14 protein-coding genes are annotated in these 18772 nt (G+C 41.0%); 4 read left to right on the forward strand and 10 right to left on the reverse strand.

Annotation, left to right across the window (positions count from 1 at the left end; translation table 11 throughout):
• Positions 1–10 precede the first annotated feature (10 nt).
• The 4 genes from nrdG to ACJYYY_RS09415 form a co-directional block, all read right to left on the reverse strand.
• Complete coding sequence (gene nrdG / locus ACJYYY_RS09400; protein ID WP_035314023.1) at positions 11–562, reverse strand: anaerobic ribonucleoside-triphosphate reductase activating protein; 552 nt, start codon at positions 560–562, stop codon at positions 11–13.
• Positions 555–2426: an anaerobic ribonucleoside-triphosphate reductase gene (gene nrdD / locus ACJYYY_RS09405; RefSeq protein WP_035314022.1), complete on the reverse strand. Its 1872-nt coding sequence runs from the start codon at positions 2424–2426 to the stop codon at positions 555–557. Before nrdD ends, nrdG begins: the two co-directional genes overlap by 8 nt.
• A 227-nt stretch (positions 2427–2653) precedes the next feature.
• Positions 2654–4066, reverse strand: coding sequence for an amino acid permease (locus ACJYYY_RS09410; RefSeq protein ID WP_035314021.1), 1413 nt, complete (start codon positions 4064–4066; stop codon positions 2654–2656).
• 153 nt (positions 4067–4219) lie between these two features.
• Positions 4220–4528, reverse strand: a complete 309-nt coding sequence (locus ACJYYY_RS09415) for a metal-sulfur cluster assembly factor (RefSeq protein ID WP_035314053.1) — start codon at positions 4526–4528, stop codon at positions 4220–4222.
• 165 nt (positions 4529–4693) lie between these two features.
• Here ACJYYY_RS09415 and ACJYYY_RS09420 point away from each other — a divergent pair, with 165 nt between their 5' ends.
• Positions 4694–5509 (forward strand): Cof-type HAD-IIB family hydrolase, encoded by an 816-nt coding sequence (locus ACJYYY_RS09420; protein WP_408868869.1) that lies wholly within the window; start codon positions 4694–4696, stop codon positions 5507–5509.
• 97 nt (positions 5510–5606) lie between these two features.
• On the opposite strand, the gene addA is transcribed toward ACJYYY_RS09420, so the two are convergent.
• From addA to ACJYYY_RS09435, 3 genes are all read right to left on the reverse strand, one after another.
• A complete protein-coding gene (gene addA, locus ACJYYY_RS09425) occupies positions 5607–9368 on the reverse strand; it encodes a helicase-exonuclease AddAB subunit AddA (RefSeq protein ID WP_408868870.1) in 3762 nt (1253 codons plus the stop codon).
• Entirely contained in the window at positions 9358–12837 is a 3480-nt protein-coding gene (gene addB, locus ACJYYY_RS09430; RefSeq protein ID WP_035314017.1) for a helicase-exonuclease AddAB subunit AddB, read from the reverse strand. The genes addA and addB overlap by 11 nt, the downstream gene beginning before the upstream one ends.
• Before the next feature lie 153 nt (positions 12838–12990).
• On the reverse strand, positions 12991–13227 hold the full coding sequence (locus ACJYYY_RS09435; RefSeq protein WP_035314016.1) for an IDEAL domain-containing protein: 237 nt from the start codon (positions 13225–13227) through the stop codon (positions 12991–12993).
• Positions 13228–13415: 188 nt separating this feature from the next.
• On the opposite strand from ACJYYY_RS09435, the gene ACJYYY_RS09440 reads away from it, so the two are divergent.
• Positions 13416–14027 (forward strand): competence protein ComK, encoded by a 612-nt coding sequence (locus tag ACJYYY_RS09440; protein WP_035314014.1) that lies wholly within the window; start codon positions 13416–13418, stop codon positions 14025–14027.
• 95 nt (positions 14028–14122) lie between these two features.
• The gene (locus ACJYYY_RS09445; RefSeq protein WP_051456883.1) at positions 14123–14659 is read left to right on the forward strand and encodes a nitroreductase; all 537 of its coding nucleotides are present in this window, start codon (positions 14123–14125) and stop codon (positions 14657–14659) included.
• Between the two features lie 45 nt (positions 14660–14704).
• Here ACJYYY_RS09445 and ACJYYY_RS09450 read toward each other — a convergent pair whose 3' ends face one another.
• Positions 14705–15700: a lipoate--protein ligase gene (locus tag ACJYYY_RS09450; protein ID WP_035314012.1), complete on the reverse strand. Its 996-nt coding sequence runs from the start codon at positions 15698–15700 to the stop codon at positions 14705–14707.
• A gap of 197 nt (positions 15701–15897) precedes the next feature.
• Here ACJYYY_RS09450 and ACJYYY_RS09455 point away from each other — a divergent pair, with 197 nt between their 5' ends.
• Entirely contained in the window at positions 15898–16419 is a 522-nt protein-coding gene (locus tag ACJYYY_RS09455; RefSeq protein WP_408868871.1) for a hypothetical protein, read from the forward strand.
• 395 nt (positions 16420–16814) lie between these two features.
• On the opposite strand, the gene ACJYYY_RS09460 is transcribed toward ACJYYY_RS09455, so the two are convergent.
• Positions 16815–18026 carry an ABC transporter permease gene (locus ACJYYY_RS09460; protein WP_408868872.1) on the reverse strand — a complete coding sequence of 404 codons (1212 nt, stop codon included), beginning with the start codon at positions 18024–18026 and terminating at the stop codon, positions 16815–16817.
• Positions 18016–18762 carry an ABC transporter ATP-binding protein gene (locus ACJYYY_RS09465; protein ID WP_035315579.1) on the reverse strand — a complete coding sequence of 249 codons (747 nt, stop codon included), beginning with the start codon at positions 18760–18762 and terminating at the stop codon, positions 18016–18018. Before ACJYYY_RS09465 ends, ACJYYY_RS09460 begins: the two co-directional genes overlap by 11 nt.
• Between the last annotated feature and the right edge of the window lie 10 nt (positions 18763–18772).

Consider the following 18772-nt stretch of genomic DNA (forward strand, 5'->3'; position numbering starts at 1 on the left):
TTGTTATTTGCTAATCGTACTGTTTATAAAGTACAACCCGTCGTTGTTCACGGCTTTGTTTGACATCAATGATTTTTTGATTCAAACTGCCCCTAAAAGGTAAGTTCGGTCTAAATAAGGCTTGCTCGAACTTGCCATCGACAAGCACATCACAGTAAGACAGTAATGCTTGTTTATCCGCACTCGCCTGACATAGTTCAGCATACGTATAGCCTGTCCAAATCCAAACATCACGTGTTTGACCGTATAGTTCACGGAGCTTCCTCACAAGATCTAAACACACCTGCGTGTTCAAAAAAGGCTCCCCACCTAACAGCGACAGACCTGTCACACCTTCATGACCAACATCCTTTAACACCTTGTCGGCAAAGGACGCACTGTATACCATGCCATAATTAAATGACTGAGCACTCTTGTTATAACAGCCTTCACAATTAAAGAGACAGCCTGATACATACACACTGCAACGTATTCCTTCACCATCAATCGCGTTAAATGGTTGATAGGACGCTATCCGTTGCTTACTAACCGCTTCAGCCACCCATTGTTTCAGCTCACTCATCGTTTGATGCCTTCGTATGTTTAACGCGATTTACAATTTCGTCGTGACGCCCATGAACCATTGGCCGCTTCACAGGATTTCCTAAATATCCACAGGTTCGCTTCACCACATCACAGGTCAGCGGATTGTGATTATGACAGGTCGGACATTCAAACCCTTTAGCAGTCGGTCTAAATTCGCCTTCAAAGCCACACTCAAAGCATTTATCAATCGGGGTATTCGTACCTAAATAAGCAACGCGGTCATAAGCATAATCCCATACGCTCTCAAGCGCAGCTAAGTTATGTACTAATACAGGGTATTCACAATAATGAATGAAACCACCTGACGATAAAGGGGCAAACGCTTTTTCATAGTCGATTTTTTCAAACGCCGAGACTTTTTCTCGCACGTCATAATGGAATGAATTTTGATAATAATCCTTATCTGTCAAAAAGGCAATTTCGCCATAGCGTTCCCGGTCCATGCGATTAAAACGATCAGCTAAACTTTCAGATGGAGTCGCATAGACACTAAACCAATAGCCAGTCTCCTCACGCCACTCAGCGGCATAGTCATTTAATTTTTGGAGCACACTTAAAATAAAGGCCTTCGCTTCGGTATTTTTTTCGGGATAAGCACCAAAGAAATGTGCCGCCAGTTCATATAATCCGAGATAGCCAATCGAGATTGTCGCTCGACCGTCTTTAAACAACGTATCAACAGCCTCACCCTTTTGTAACCGTTCGCCGAAGGCACCATATTGGTATAAAATCGGGGCGTTTTCTGGCTTCGCTTCTTTTGTTCGTTCAATACGATATAGCAAGGCTTCTTTCATCGTCACCATCTGTTCAGCAAATAACTGCCAGAAACGCTCGCTATTAGCTTGCGAACGAATCGCTAAACGCGGTAAATTCAATGTCACCACTCCCATATTCATCCGGCCTGCATTTTCAAATTCGCCCTTCGCATTTTTCCAAGCCGGCAAAAAAGAACGACAGCCCATCGGCGCCTTGAAATCACCAGTAATCTCCACAAGCTTATCGTAGTTCAACACATCGGGGTACATCCGTTTTGCTGAACATTCTAATGCTAATTTTTTTACATCGTAATTGGGATCCGTCGTTTCCAAGTTTACGCCACGTTTCAAGCTAAACACCAACTTTGGAAAAATTGCGGTCTGCCGTTGTTTACCAAGGCCAGCAAGCCGTACGTTTAAAATGGCTTGTTGAATTTCACGCTCAATCCAAGATGTTCCCAGACCAAACCCTAAGGTCACAAACGGCGTTTGACCGTTGCTTGAATAAAGGGTGTTAATCTCATATTCTAAACTTTGCATTGCATCATAAATATCCTTCTTCGTAAATGACAGCGCATAGTCTTCACGTCGACTCGGTTCCACCCATTCGCTCGCCTTAACGAGATGTTTTTCATAATTACACTCCGCATAATGCGCTAATATTTCATCAATCCGGTCAACTGAGCAGCCACCGTACTGTGAGCTCGATACATTCGCAATGATTTGCGCGATTTGAGCAGCTGCGGTTTGAATCGAATGCGGTGGCTCCACACTCGCATTCCCTATTTGAAAGCCATGTTCCAACATGCCTGCAATATCAATTAAACAGCAGTTCGTTAGCGGTTGATACGGTGAATAGTCTAAATCATGAAAATGGATATCGCCAGCCTCATGTGCTGCTGCAACATTTTCAGGTAACTGGTAACGCATCGCATAATACTTTGCTACAATTCCTGCCGTTAAATCCCGTTGCGTATTAAAAACCGTGCTGTCTTTATTCGCATTTTCATTCACAATATGTTTATCCTTACGCCATAATTTTTTGATGTCTTGTTCTAATGGCCTAAATCGCTTGTGCTTCCCCATACTATCCCTCCATTACTAATCGATATATAACTGATTTAAGGTTAGCACACACGCTCTCGACTTTTTTCACATTTTTGTATCCGTCATAAAGTTGTCGGTATTTTATTAAAGTTTCGTTAACAAAAAACACCACCCTCTAATGAGGCTAGTGTTAGCTTTTAGAAAGAGCGCTACTTTGCAACTAATTAACAAGACTTTCACTCCGAAAGTATAAGGTTGTAAAGCTTTTATTTCATCTTCGAATGATGACGGGCATATAAGAAGTAAACCGCGACGCCAATTAGCAACCACACGAGGAAGCGTAGCCATGTTTGCCACTGTAATCCGGCAATCAGCATTAAGCAAAAGAGGGCAGCCACAATCGGCAATACCGGTACAAAGGGTGCTCTAAATGAGCGTTTCAAATCGGGCTGTGTTTTCCGTAAAATAATAACGGCAATAGACACGAGGAAGAAGGCTGTTAATGTTCCGATGTTTACTAATTCAGACAAGACGTTCAAATTAATAAACCCTCCCGCTAAGGCACAAATCCCACCCGTAATTAACGTAGCGGTAAACGGTGTATCTGTTTTAGGATTTATTTTCGAGAATATTTTTGGAAACAGTCCATCACGACTCATGGCATAGGCTACACGGGTCTGACCATAGAACATCACAATCATCACCGTCGTCATCCCTAATATGGCACCGACATTAACAATCCCTGCCATCCAGTTTTGATTCACTGACTGTAAGACATAGGATACCGGTGCTGCTAAATAATCAGCAAAATGAGGGTAATAAACAACCCCTGTCATAATGGCCGTCATAATCACGTACAATATCGTACAAATTCCAAGTGAAATTAAAATCCCCCGTGGGATACTTTTTTGCGGATTCACCGTTTCTTCGGCGCTTGAGGATATCGCGTCAAAACCAATATAAGAGAAAAACACAATGGATGCCGCTGGTAAAATACCAACCGATTCACCACCAGAATGTGTAAAGAAACCAAACGGAGCAAATGGTGTCCAATTTTCGGGTTTAACATACCAAATTGTCACAACGATAAATAATAGCACAATTGCGACTTTTATGGCCACTAAGATGTTGTTCACCCGTTTTGTTTGGCGAATGCCCATCGCGATGACCAAGGTGATAACACCAATAATAAAAATAGCCGGTAAATTAATAAAGGTCGTTTTATTAGCATAGGTTCCCGCAGCTGCGGTTAAGGCCTGCGGTAAGTGAATGCCAATACCTTCGATGAATGAGACCAAATACCCTGACCATCCAACGGATACGGTCGCAGTCGCAAGTAAATATTCTAAGATTAAATCCCAGCCAATAATGAAGGCTAAAAATTCACCTAACGTAATGTACGTATACGTATAGACAGAACCTGAAATCGGCACTGTCGAGGCGAATTCTGCGTAACAAAAAGCGGCAAATAAGCAACAGAGTGCAGCCAGTACAAACGAAAGCATCAGTGATGGCCCCGCCTTTAACGCACCAACACCTGTTAAGACAAAAATCCCGGTTCCAATAATCGCGCCGATTCCTAAAAAGACGAGGTCAAAAGTGGTTAGTTCTTTCTTTAATGGTGATTGATAACGCAACAGCTCTGCGATGTCTTTCTTTTTAAAAAGTGAACTTGTCATCAGTAACACCTCCAAAAAATTGTCAATCAGCTCCTGCTTCTACTATATAATAGCGACTGAGCCGTTACCATCATTTCTCTAATGTTGTTCTAAATTAGAATTTTAGAATTAATATATAAAAAAACACCCTCAAGAGGATGTTTTTTTATTTACTTAACGAATCCCTAATGCAATCTTCGCATAACGCGACATCCGGTCTTTGGTCCAAACCGGATCCCAGACGATATCGACCTTTGTCTCACTCACTTCTGGTAAATCTTCTAATGCACTTTCAATCTGTTCAACAATGATGCCCGCTAACGGACACCCCATTGAGGTTAAGGTCATTGTTACAGTGCATAAGCCATCATCATCAATGTCAACGCCGTAAATTAAGCCGAGATTGACGATATCAATCCCAAGTTCTGGATCGATGACTTGTTCGAGACAAGCCAACATGTTATCTTGTAATTCTTCTGTCATTTCTGCCATTCAGCTCACCTCTTTATCTGAAACAATTATAACAAATTCGATTGTTGAATGCTTGTATTATCTTTCGTCACTTGCCGATTGTTCATTTATGTGGCAAGATAGAAGTTACTTATACGCTAACACCTTTACTGATTAAGTAAAACTGAAAGGACTTTGATGATGCAAAAAAAATTAATCGCCATTGATCTCGATGGCACAACGTTACGAAATGATGCTACTATTTCAAATGAAACGAAACGCGTACTTGCTGAAGTTCGAGCGCAAGGACATGCCGTGATGATTGCTACGGGGCGCCCTTATCGTATGAGCCAACAGTTTTATAAAGAGTTACGCTTAGATACGCCTATCGTCAACTTTAATGGGGCCTACTTACACCATCCAACCAACACACGTTACGAAGGTTTCCGGCAAAATATTGCTTTAAAAACAGCACATGATGTGTTTGATTTCGCAAAAACACTTGATCTCAACAATATCATTGCCGAAGTTGACGAGTCTGTCTACATTTGGAAAAACGATCAATCTGTTCCACAAAATATGCGTGAGGCTGATCCACGTCTGATTCATTATGGCGCCCCTTCACAACTGATTCAATCTGATCCAACCGCCTTAATGTTCTCGGCAAATAATCAGCAACTCGCGACCATTAAAGCACAGCTCGATAGCGCCTTTGCTGGCGTGATTGAACACCGCAGTTGGGGCAAGCCTTACGAATATTTAGAACTGACAAAATCCGGTCTTAATAAAGCCGTCGCCCTCCGCCAAGCCGCCAGTGATCTCGGTTTTTCAATGGCTGACGTGATTGCCTTTGGCGATGCTGATAACGACTGGGAAATGTTAGCAGAAGCTGGTATCGGCGTAGCGATGGGAAATGCCGATGCTGAAACAAAACGGATTGCCAATGAAATCACCTTAAGTAATGAAGAAGATGGCATTGCTGCCTTCTTAACCGCTAATGTGTTGAACAAATAATATAAAGGCGCAAACCAAGTTGGTTTGCGCCTTTTTTGACAGTTTTAACGGGTTGTTTTCACTGCTACGCTCCTACCGACCAACAATGGTCGGTTTTTTATGCTGACACTTCGCTCACATGACCGCCATCAAAGAAATATAAATACTTCGCAATGACTGGTCGATTGCTCGCTGCTTCAATCGCTTTCGCATACAACGCTAATTGCACCCGGTATTTTTCACGATACGTTTCTTCTACTTCGATCCAATCGCCAACAATGCGATCGGTCTTATAATCAATAATAATTAAGCCTGCCTCGGTTTCAATTAAACAATCAACAATCCCTTGAACGATTGTTTGGTCATTCGTCTGTGTTTCATAAACATCACTGGCATCAATTAAATACATGAACGGTACCTCTCGACGCGTACGATGTGTCAACACCAACCGTCCTAAATCTGAGGCAAAGAATGCAACGATGGCCTCCACATTAATCACATTAACCTCTGCTTGCGTCATGATTTTTTTAGCAACTAGCGCCTCTAATAAGGTCGCGATACTCGCTAAGGTTGGCGTCGTTGTTAACGGCACCTGCTGCATCACACTATGCATCGCCGTTCCGATTTCATTGGCCTGTAATTTTTTAGCCTGTAAAAATTTCGGACGCTCAAGCGAAATTGGTGTCAGTTCTTCTCCATATGGCGCACTCTCGGCCAATTCCCGTTCGGCTAAGCGACGCTTCACCTCAGTAACACTTGTTTTAGATGGGATTCCTGTCGCCTCCTGTGACTCATACTGATAATCCAATAAGGTCGAAACAGCTAAACTGACATCAACCGCTTCAAGTGGTGTCGCAGTTTGGGCAGCCATTAACCAGTCATGACTACTCGATTGTGCCACTGAGTCTTTCGTAATTAAGGTGTCTTCTTTTTGCCAGCTAATAATTGGTGTTTCGTCCATCGGATAGTTCCGACCATCCACATCCGCTCCACTAAAAGCGACAAAACTCGCATCCCGACTAAAGGCATAGCCAATCCAATCGAGGTAAGTCATCGCCGACGAACGGATGTACTCGGGTAAAACGATGTCCGAAAAATGGCGGGTACTCGCCCATTTTGTCATCGTTTTGGCATACTGTTTACATGAACCGACTAAAATCAATTTTTCTTCGGCCCGGGTTAAAGCCACATATAGCACTCGCATTTCTTCAGCCTGTAATTCCTTCAATTGTTTGCAACGAAAAGCATATTGGGCAATCGTTGGCTGTTTTGTGCGCGTCTCTAACTGCGTCAATACCGAGGCGAAGCCGTAGGTTTTATCAACCAGTTCAGCACTATTAATATCCTGACGGTTAAAGCCCTTGCCTAAACCGACAACAAACACAACTGGGAATTCAAGTCCCTTACTCTTATGAATTGTCATCATCCGCACGACATTATCATTTTCACCTAGCGATTTAGCAGTTCCTAAATCCTTCCCTTTTACCTGGAGACGATCGATGAAACGAATGAAACGAAACAATCCTCTAAAGGACGTTTGTTCATACTGATTCGCCCGATCATAAAGCGCCCGTAAATTAGCCTGGCGCTGACGACCGCCAATTAAGCCCCCTACATAATCGTAGTACATCGATTCTTCATAGATTTGCCAAATTAACTCAGCTGTCGTTGCTTGATGCGCCTGTTGACGCCAACGTTCCAACCGCTCGACAAATAAAGCCAATTTTGCTTGATACGGACTCGTTTCAGCCACATCTGCTCTAAGCGCATCAAAGAAATACCCTTTTGTATCGGCGAGACGAATCTGTGCGAGTTCTTCTTCACTTAAACCTACAATAGCAGAACGCAATACTGCTGCCAACGGTATATCTTGATACGGGTTATCAATCACTTTTAACACCGCCATCATTGTCATCACTTCAATTGATTCAAAATAACCATTATTAGTGGTGGCATACAACGGCAGTTCGTATTTTTGGAAGACACGTTCGTAAATGTCGGCCTGGGTCATCGAACGAGCTAAGATAACAATGTCTTTATAGTCAATCTCCCTGTATGCGCCTTTTTTCCCATCATACACTTGGTATTTTTCTTCTTTTAAGGCTTTAATACGACGAGCGACAATTTCGGCTTCTTTTTCATGATTACTGCCGACGTATGTTTCTGGTTCTAACTCATCCGTTTTAAAATCACCTTCAACTAAGATAATCTCGGTTGCTTCTGCTGCTAATTGAGCGGCCTCGTTGCCCGGCAGCGGTGGGTAACTTGCCCCCAATTTTAAAGCGGCATCCTCATCGTAGGCAATCTCACCAAAACGCTCATCCATCAATTGTGCAAATAATGCATTGGTTGTTTTGATAATATTAGAGCGACTACGGAAGTTCTGTGATAGATCAATCCGATAGCCGGTTGGACCCGCCGTCGTCGGATAGCGTTGATATTTATCGATAAACAGCTCCGGTTCAGCGAGACGGAAACGATAAATCGACTGCTTCACATCACCAACGATAAAACGATTGCCACCACTATCGGTTCCTTCTGGTTGCGCCACTAACGACAGCAACGTTTCTTGTACCTTATTCGTATCTTGATACTCATCGGTGTAAACTTCGGCAAATTTTTGACGATAATGTGCGGCAATTTCAGTCGGATGAAACACGCCCTGCGCATCAGGTGTGCCTAACAGTTCAATCGCATAGTGTTCTAAATCACTAAAATCAAGTACAGCTCGCTTTCGCTTCGCCACTTGATAAGCGGCTAAAAATTGTTGCACAATGTCGCCTAATTTTTCAACCTGTGGACGCAGAATGTCAAAATCACTTAAAAAACTTTCGGCTGTCCGTTGACACCATTTTTCCGTGAGATCTTTCATTTGTTTTTTTGCATCGTCGCGTAAACTAGCGATTTGTTTAATCGCTTCACGGTCAACCTCGTCATCTTTTTTTACGGCAGGAGCACGACCAAATTTTAGCGTCGCGAGGATTGCCTGCATTGCAGCGAACGATTGGTCTTTAACGATCGTTAACAACTCACGCGCAGCCGTTTGTTCCGTATCAAGTAGCGGATACCATTTAACACCGACCTCATGGGCAGCCGCAATTTTTTTCGCCTGCTCTAAATAAGCATCGATTGCTTCGAGACTCGTACATATATCATGATGAATATAAGAATAATACGGCAGATTATCGATAGTTGGGTACGATGTCGTATCGTAAAGCCGTGGTAACTCTTGCAACCATCTTTGCGGTTCAGGCTGTGCTAAGGCAATTTCACTTAATTTTAAAATCAAACGGTAAAGTTTTGTATCACTGCGGTCATTCGTATAACTGTCAATCAGCTCATAAAAGGCCGTATTTTCTAAATCGGCATACTCATCCTCTAACAGTTGTTCAATCACTTCTTCTTTCAGTAATGCCCCTTCGATTTCATCGAGCAAACGAAAACTCGGATCCAAATCCAATACATAGTAGTAGTCGCGAATCAAACGACTACAAAAGCTATGCATGGTTGAAATCGAGGCATGATGGAGCAACTTGACCTGTCGTTTTAAATTCAGTAAATGAGCTTCGGTTATGTCCGCTTCACCTTGCAGTACTTGTTGGGTTGCCGTTTCAATTTCGGCTTCTAACGCTCGTCCAATCCGTTGCTTCATTTCAGCGGCAGCCGCTTCTGTAAAGGTTACAATTAACATCTTATCGATATCAACCGGATCGGTAGCATTTTTCACCCGTTCAATTACCCGATTAACGAGCACAGCTGTTTTACCAGAGCCAGCCGCAGCCGCTACTAAGGTTGATTGGCCTGTCGTATGAATTGCCCGCCATTGGGCATCGGTCCATTGGGTACCCGCGGGTTTTTGTGGAATTGTTTTACTCATCATCGGCTATTTCATCTCCCATTTTTCGTAATAAGTCAGCTTGCTTCTCTGGTTCAATCACCCGATAACTATTTGTTTCATTCACCACATCAAACTGACAAATTGAACGGTAATCACAATATTGACACGGTGTTTTTTTATCCAGTTGATACGGATTAATCGCAATATTACCTTCTAAAATTAAATTACCACCTGTTTGATATTGTTGACGTACATGTTGTCTGAGGACCCCAAAGTCCTTCGTTGATAAAATTTTTGAACGACTGCCAAAATCACCTGATTTAACATAGTTAACTGGAATTGTCGCAGAACTTTTGCCCGGTTCGAGCGTTGTATCCATCAATTCAACGATGTTTTTATTATCAAGCACCCAACCATCCATCTTAAACGCTTTTAACGTATCGGCTTCAATTTCCTGTTCATCCAATTCTTTTTTATATTCGATGAAAGGATTGTGGAGATGGAAGTACATCATCCCGGCTGCTTCAGCGGGACCATTAACAAGTTTGGCCGCATTCGTCACCGCAATATCGAGGTAGGTTAACATTTGTAAGGCGATGCCATGATACACCTCTGTAAAATCAACATGACGATCACTTGATTTATAATCAATAATTCGTAAATAATTAAGTCCTTCGTAGCCCGCGGTATCAATCCGGTCAATCCGCCCCTGCAATGAAATCGTACCGTCTTTCAACGGTAGCGTTAAGGCTGGAATGACCTCATCCTTACCAAAACCGACTTCAAAATTAGAGGGTTTAAATTTACTATGACGTGCTTGCTCATTTAAAACGGTAGTCGCCTTTTCGATAATCATCTGCAACTTATGTGAAATATAGCCCATTTTTTTAGAGCTGAGTAAAATTTCGTACTGATAAACAGGTCGCAGCACATCGATGGCATCCTGTGCCAATGTTTTAATGTCGTCTGCTGTTAACGCTCCCCATTCAATGGCGGACTCGGCTAAACGACGGCTAATATCTTCCATCGCCGTATGAAAAATCTGACCAATATCAACACTCTCGAGGCGATATATTTCACGTTCATGCAGTTTTAAACCATGTGAGGCAAAATGAGAAAAATGACAGCCGAAAAATTTCTCCATCCGACTTACGCTCGCAGTAATCTCCGGCTGAAAGAGTGAGCGTGCGGTTGCCTTGGTCAGTGGTTTAGCAATATTTTCATAACTCAAGCTCGTTAACGCCTGTTTCGTCACATCAACGTAACCATGAGCCGGTGTTAAAAACCAATTGTAAACCTCCTGCCAAATCGGCTTCGGTTCAGACCCAACCTTCAGTTGTTGCATCTGAGCCACAAGGGTATTGAGACTCGCCTTTGGATGAGCAATATAAGGGAATTGTTCAACCTCACTTAAATCAGACATATCTGATAAATATTTTTGTGGCACAATCATTGTGCTAAACATCTGTTCAATCCGACGCAGATACGGTGAAACTAATAAACTCCGACCTTCTTCATCAGCAATTGGATAACTTAAAAATAACTGTTGTGAAGCTGAGGTTAACGCACGATACGCATAGAAATCTTCTAATGCAAGCTGTTGGCGGGCACTTAATTGAATCGGTAAGCCAGAATCGACTAGCAATTGACGATCTTCTTCTTTAAATACGCCTTTATCAGTCCCTCGTTGCGGATAGACGCCATCATTAAAGCCAAGCACAAACGCCACCTTAACGTTTAACACCCGCGATGTTTGAATATTGGCAACGGTAATTTGATCAATTGTTGGTGGTAGACCAGTAAATTCTAATTCATCAAACCCAGTGGCAAGAATGTCACGTAGCTGAGTAATGCTGAGCGTTTCATCCCCCATCACTTCGACAAGTTCATCGAGCAATTGCAGACTCGCCTTATAGGCCTGTTCATGCATCTGTGTTTGTTCAATCGTCCCGTTAGCAATAGCCTCGTTGCGCCAGCGATTGAGATGCTCGCTAACTTGCAAGTCTTCCATATAATAAAACAAGGCCGCAGCTTGTTCTCGTACCGTTTCTGCTTGTTTTAAGCATCGATGCAACTGAGCCAGTGGCTTCGTTATCCATCGACGCGTATCATTTATTTGTTGTTGTTGCTCACGTTCAGCATTCGTTTGAACGACCGCTTGTCCCGTTTGTTGGTAGCGTCGATAGACCCAATCAGCCTCATCAAACCATTTCTTACCATAATAGTTACGAGCCAAAACATAGTTTTCAAGTTGATCAATCCGTTGTCGGCCTGTTTTCGGATTAAAACGCGGTGGTACAAACAATTCCGTGCGAGCAATTTGGAACATCGCATCGTAATTAAAGTTGGTAGTAATAGCTTCCAAGCTGCCTCTTAACAGTTCAATCAACGGATGATTGGCCATTTTTTTAGCTTCATCGATAAAGAATGGCAGTTCGTTCATTTTAAAAACAGCCGGCAGGAGCATTTGATAGGCTGAAGCATTGCGGATAAATACAGCAATATCCTTATAACGATAGCCTTGATGTACAATTTGACGCCGAATTTCACGGGCAATCCCTTCAACTTCTGCTCGACGATTGTTGGCAATACTAATATGGACATGTTCCTCATCACTTGGTATTTTATGTGTTAAACGGTCAAAATTCGCCTCGATATGTTGTAGCGGCTCACTTTGATAATTCGTTGTGACATAATGCTCAGGCTCCGTTTCAATACCATTGCGTTGAACCATCTCAGCGATTTTTCGATACGTATGTTTCGCGAGGCTAAACAAATCCAAATCAGTTAATTCATTGGTCGTATCCGCCGGATTCATCGTAAACGTCATCGTCACTCGATTAGCAACTAATAGTAACTGTTCAATTACGCTGTATTCCTGTGGTGAAAACTCAAAGAAACCATCAATAAAGAAGCTCGCATTACTGAATTCTTGATAGTTCGGTATCGCATCAACCAGTAGCGTTAGGTAATCCTCTGTTTCTAAATATTTATCGGCTGTTTCAGCTAAATAATGTTGATAAATAGCATTGATATCTGCTAATTTATCTCGCAAGGCGATACTGATTGGCAGTTGATTATCTTTAACTGCTGCTAAAATATCCGGTGTAACCTCATATTGTTTAAATTCACGAAAAGTGTCATGTACTTCTGTAATAAACCCTTGTTTCGATGCCGCTTTCGTAAAGACACTTAAAGCTGGTGCCTCACTCATTAGCAATTTGCGAATGAGCATATTCAAACCATTGCTTGATAAATAAGTTTGGGCTAAGCCACCGGTTTCACGACAAACACGCCAAGCTAAACGGTTCATACTATAAACCTGTACATTTAACAACCCTTCGACTTCTGGATGAATTAATAACTCATGTTCAATTTGGTAGGTCATTTGATCGGGAGCAATGATAAAAATCATTTCATCTGGATACTGTTTTGTTCGTCGGATAATTGCTTCAATCATCCACGTTGTTTTACCACTACCGCTTCGACCAATAACAGATTGTAAACTCATGCTTGTCACCTCTTTTATTCTAATAGTTCAATTTTAGCACACCGTATCAAACAGATGATAAAAAAGCATTATTTTGGCAGCAAAAAAAGTGTAGTCACCGTTGTTTTTAACAGTGACTACACTAGGTTACTATTTTATCCACCTGATTGCCTCCTATGTATATGACAGAATGTGTGCTTGAACGCTACTTAATTCACTTACTAACAGACGAAAACGCTCTTGTTGGCGGTTATCTAAGGCCTCATCGATTTCCCCTTGCAGATTTAGAACACGATTGTTCATAAGACAATGCTCAAATAGCGATTCAACTGTTTGGTTGATTGGAACGTTCCCATCCAGTGCGTTTCCTTGTTGCTGTGTCAAGAAAGAACCATTGAATTTGTTTTCCATTATAATCACTCCTCACATTTTATTTTAAATTATACGTGACATTCTGATTGTTTACAAGTTAATTGTCAGAAAATTGCATAAACTTGTTTTTTTAACATTTATACCAAATTGATAACCGTTCGTTTTTAATATGCTACGCTTATTTTGTTACCTGTAGTATCTATATAAAAAAGAAAGTAGGGATTACGATGACGACGATTTTAAATGAGTATGAGATAAATGCGAGTACAATGATCATTCAACCCTTAATGATCTCTAAATATGATTGTCATGCTATTGTGATTGATTCCGAAGGATCACATCAAATTGCACAAAATCCTGTAAAACTCATTTCGGATGGTTGTAAATTTTTCGGTTCCAGTTTTGAAGGGCGTAAATCAGCGACAAAACACTTGATTGGTTTCACGCATAAAGCACCAATTATGATTGACAGTATGTCGTCTATTTTTACATTTCCCACAACGAGTCCGAAACGAAAAACAGATTGCACTTGGATTTTCCCCCAACATCTATCACAGTATCATAAAGCACCTCATGCTAAAACACATTTAGTTTTTTATAACGGTTTTGAACTCACACTTGATATGTCCTTCGATAGTTTCTCAAATCAATTAGCCCGCACCTCTTTATTACACATGAAATTATTAGGCAACTTTGATAAGACGAAACGAAAAGCGACCTATGCCGATGCCACCTACAACAGTATGCAAGTTGCGGAGGGAGACCCTCCATATCACACACGAGTTTCACCGTCAAAAAGCATTGACCACAATATACTGCAACACCGGCAGCAACGTTAATTTCGCCGTTAATTTCGTCATTTAATAAAATCTCCTTCCCGAAAACGAGCGAAAAGTGCTATGATAGCAATAGTTACTTATAGGAGGTTACTTAGATGACAAAAGTAGATTTAGAACAACTCATTAAAACACGCCGGTCGGTTTCGGCTTTTAGTACAACACCTGTTCCATCAACAGAAATTGAAGAATTATTAGAGACTGCCGTTTGGGTCCCTAACCACCGTCTTACACAACCTTGGCGCTTTGAATATTACACAAATGATGCCATCGCTAAGGTTGCAGCTGCTGCGTTTCCAGACAAAAGTGGTAAAAAATACGAAAAATTAATGTCTTTACCTGGTATTTTACTCGTTATTAATACGACACACGAAGATGCCGGCGTTGCGTTAGAAGATACAGAAGCAACCGCGGCCTTGACACAAACTTTTGCTTTACTTGCTTGGGCCAACAATATCGGTACCGCTTGGAAAACACCTGGTTATATTAATTCTGATTCATTTAAAACAACTTTAAACATTGCATCAAACGAACGCGTGATGGCATTAGTACATGTCGGTACACCTGAAGGTGAACTTAAGCCTGGACGTGAACGTAAACCTGCAGCAGACGTTTTCACTGTCATTACAAAATAAAACAAAAGACCTTTCCAACAAAAAATGTTGGAAAGGTCTTTTGTTTTAATAAATAACTGCTAAAAAATCATCCAAAGTAATTTGACCGAAATAATGTTTAATCGATAAAACTTCCAACGCTGTTCGAATGGATTCTCGCTCATATTTCACACCGATTAAACGTTGCTCGATATCTGTTACATCACCGACACCGAAAAAATCACCAAAAATTTTGGCAGCAACGATATGTCCTTTTTTTACGTTTAACCGCACATCAATCGAACCAATTGGAAAACGTTTCGTTAATTCAATATCGAACTTAGGTGATTTACCGTAGTTCCAATCCCAATTAGCATAGCGTCGTTCAGAGATCGCTTTAATTTCGGCCCAATCTGCTTCAGTTAAAACATATTCTTTCACATCTTCGATAGCCTCAACCGCGAAAATCGATAAGAGCAAACGTTCCTTGAATTGTTCGGTTGTCATTTTTTCTGACATAAACTCTGATAGATTGGCCACGCGGCTTCTGACCGATTTAATCCCTTTGGATTCAATCTTTTCTTTGCGGACTTTTAATGAGTTAACGACCTCATCAATATCACTGTCAAACATTAATGTTCCATGTGAATACATCTTACCGTGCGTCGCAAATTGTGCGTTACCACTAACCTTTCGTTCACCTACGACCATATCATTACGGCCTTTAAGCTCTGCATTCACACCCATTGTTTGGAGGGCGGCAATTACCGGTTCAAGAAACTTTTGATAGTTTGAGAAACTATTGCCATCATCCTTCGTTAAGAAGCTAAAGTTTAAGTTACCTAAATCGTGATAAACGGCTCCACCACCTGATAAACGTCGAACCACCTTAATGTTATTAGCATTGACATAGTCCGTATTAATTTCTTCAATCGTATTTTGATTGCGGCCGATAATAATTGACGGACGGTTGATGTAAAATAGCAAATACGGTTCTGTCACTTCTAAATTATTCAACACAAATTCCTCGATAGCGATATTAATCGATGGGTCAGTAATACCTTTATTGTCAATATATAACATGGTTGTGTTGCTCCTCTCAATCGTTTATTCTGCTTTCAGTATGCCAAAATTCGAACACATATACAAGTAAAGAGTTAGTGCCCCTGACCTTTTTCATTCGTAATGAGCTAGTTATGTGTTACTATATGGGCATAAAGACGAGCGCCCAACAATTGACGCAACCAAACGCCTTTCATTTAGATTGAGGAGGGATTTTTATGACCGCTTTTTATGTTACTCATGGTACAGCTGATTATTTAGCAAAATATTACGAGGCTCATCGCCGGCCAGGACTTTATTATTTAACAAGCCCACACGAAACAATGCTGTTGGATAATACAGGTAGCAAAAAAACGCCGTTTGCTGGTGGTACGACCTATGATGTGATTGAACAAACTGGCGCACTGACCTTATCCAATGGACTCGATGCCTATCTGTTTTCAGTCTCAACCGAAGATGCTCTGTTCTTAACCGATATTATCCATCGTTTAGCGACTGAATTACCTCAGGGCGTTACCTATTTGGCATTCGGAAAGCGCCACAACCAAGCCCCTTATTCCTTACTCATCGGGTGGAAAACATCACAAGACCGACTGGCCTTCACCTTAACAGATGCCTATGCTAAATTAGAAAAATTCGTATATACCGCACCAGTGGGACAACTTGATTATGGTCATATTACAAACTATCTTATTCATGACCCTGCTGATGAACAACAAGGGACTGAAAGACCAATTTAACATACTTTCTACAGTAAAAGAGCCAGCTAAGCATAGCTGGCTCGAGGCTGAAGATAAATGCTGTTCTAGGTCGTCAATGCCTCCCCTTATCGGAGTCGAGTACCATCTGTACACTCACCTCAAAGGCTCGTTTTTCCTAGAACAAAAGAATTTAAAGCCGTTCTAAACGGCAGTGATTGGAGAAAATAACGTCTCGACTATTTCCCATCGATGCGTTATTTTTGAAATCACCCAAGTTTAGGATTTAAATACGAGAGGATATAACAACATTTCTATTCAGTCTTATCATCTCGTATACAAAGTCACTGTACTAGCATTACAAAGAAAACGAAGTCTGTTTAGACTTTGTCTACAATCTGAAAGAGCCAGCTAAGCATAGCTGGCTCTTTTCTTATTTAAAAACTATCGGTCAATTTTTTTATTTTGCTTGGGGCATAAATGAAGTTGAAGAACAGGTAAAACAACAGTAATAACACATTCATCCATAACGCCGCACTAAAGTTAAAGGTGATAAAGACAACCGCGATAAACAAGACGGTTTGAATCGCCATCAAACTCCGTAACAACTGCACAAATGATCGACGGTAGTTTATCATCGGCACCGGATAAAGCAAACGCGTTGGATGTAATTCATAAAGTCGAATCATCGGCAGCATTTGAAACGCCGTTAAATAACTAAATAACAGCAAGACTAACACGGCCATAATCGTATTAGACATAAAAATCGTAATCAATAAGCCAATCAGCGTTAAACGAACAAATAACCCACTAAATTCATCCGTTCTAATAAAAGCACGACGCCATAAATACGTATAGGTGTTTTTTTGTGCAAAAGAAATACCCTTATAACACCAATTAAGCCATTGCCGTTTTTTCGTTGTGTTTTTCAAATGCGGTACATCAGTGAACATATTAGCAAAACGATAAAAGCGATTTAAACGCGCTTCTTCTTTCGCAATTAACACATCCCATTTAATATAGCAGTGTGCACCGGCCTTTATCGTCCCTAACAAGACAGCTGCTGCTACTAATACTAAAAGGATAATCATCCACCAAACCGGGAATAAAACAACTAATGCCACAGTAGCGGCATTAACGAACCAGATAACGATGTTGCCTTTTAAGCGTTGTGGTTGCTTATGAATAAACCACCAAATCAGAATATTCCAGCCCTTAAGTAACGTTAAATACACCAGTATAACTAGCACTTGCCACCCAGTAAGCGGCATAACCTTTGTATACATCGGCAAAAGCACAATAAAAGCCACCCATACGAGCGGTAATTGCGTGAAAAAAGACGTCACAATTGCCTTCTTAAAATAGACCTTCATTCGTGTTTCCATCACTGTTAAGTAAACCATATCGGCTGCTTTTAGCAGTGTATTTACCTGCGTTAATGATAAAACAAGCACAAGTATCACTATCATAATTGGATTAACAGGAAAAGACGGACCTAATGTTTTAATCCATTGTGAATAATACAGACCAATAGCACCTAACATGAATACCATTACCAACACTAAATGGTCGTTGAAAATATACCGTAAATATTTCGTAATTTCTTTTAAATAATCGCTTAAGCGTTTTTGCCATAAATTATTTGCCATGAGCAGTTTCTTCCTTTGTTAATTGAATATAAATATCATCAAGAGAGGCATCCGGCATCGCAAAGGCCAATTGTAATTCTTGCAACGTACCCGCTGCTCTAATTTCACCCTCGTGTAAAATAACAAATTTATCACAATATTTTTCAGCGGTTGCTAAAATATGGGTCGACATTAAAATACCACAGCCTTCATCGCGTTTATCTTGTAATATTTGTAGGAGATTTGTAATCGCTAACGGATCAAGACCGACAAATGGCTCATCAACGACATACAGTTTTGGCTCCACTAAAAAAGCGCAAACGAGCATGACCTTTTGTTTCATTCCCTTTGAAAAATGATTAGGGAACCAATTAAGTCGTTTAGTCAGACGAAACATTTCTAATAACGGCATCATACGTGCTTTGATTTCTGCTTCCGTTAAGTTATAAGCCATCCCCGTCAATTCAATATGTTCTTTTAAAGTCAATTCATCATATAAAACCGGTGTTTCGGGAATAACGGCAAATTGTTGGCGGTATTCATCCGCTCCATCAAGCAGTTGTCGTCCGTTAATTTTAACCTCACCTTTTTGCTGTTGCATTAAACCAATCACATGTTTAATCGTTGTGCTTTTTCCGGCACCATTCAAGCCTATTAAACCGACTAATTCGCCAGCATTCACGTCAAATGAGATATTTTTTAAGACAGGATATTTCGTGTAGCCTCCAACGAGGTTTTTAATTTCAAGTAATGCCATTCTTCTACCT

This window comes from Brochothrix campestris (assembly GCF_046058945.1).
Lineage (GTDB): Bacteria > Bacillota > Bacilli > Lactobacillales > Listeriaceae > Brochothrix > Brochothrix campestris.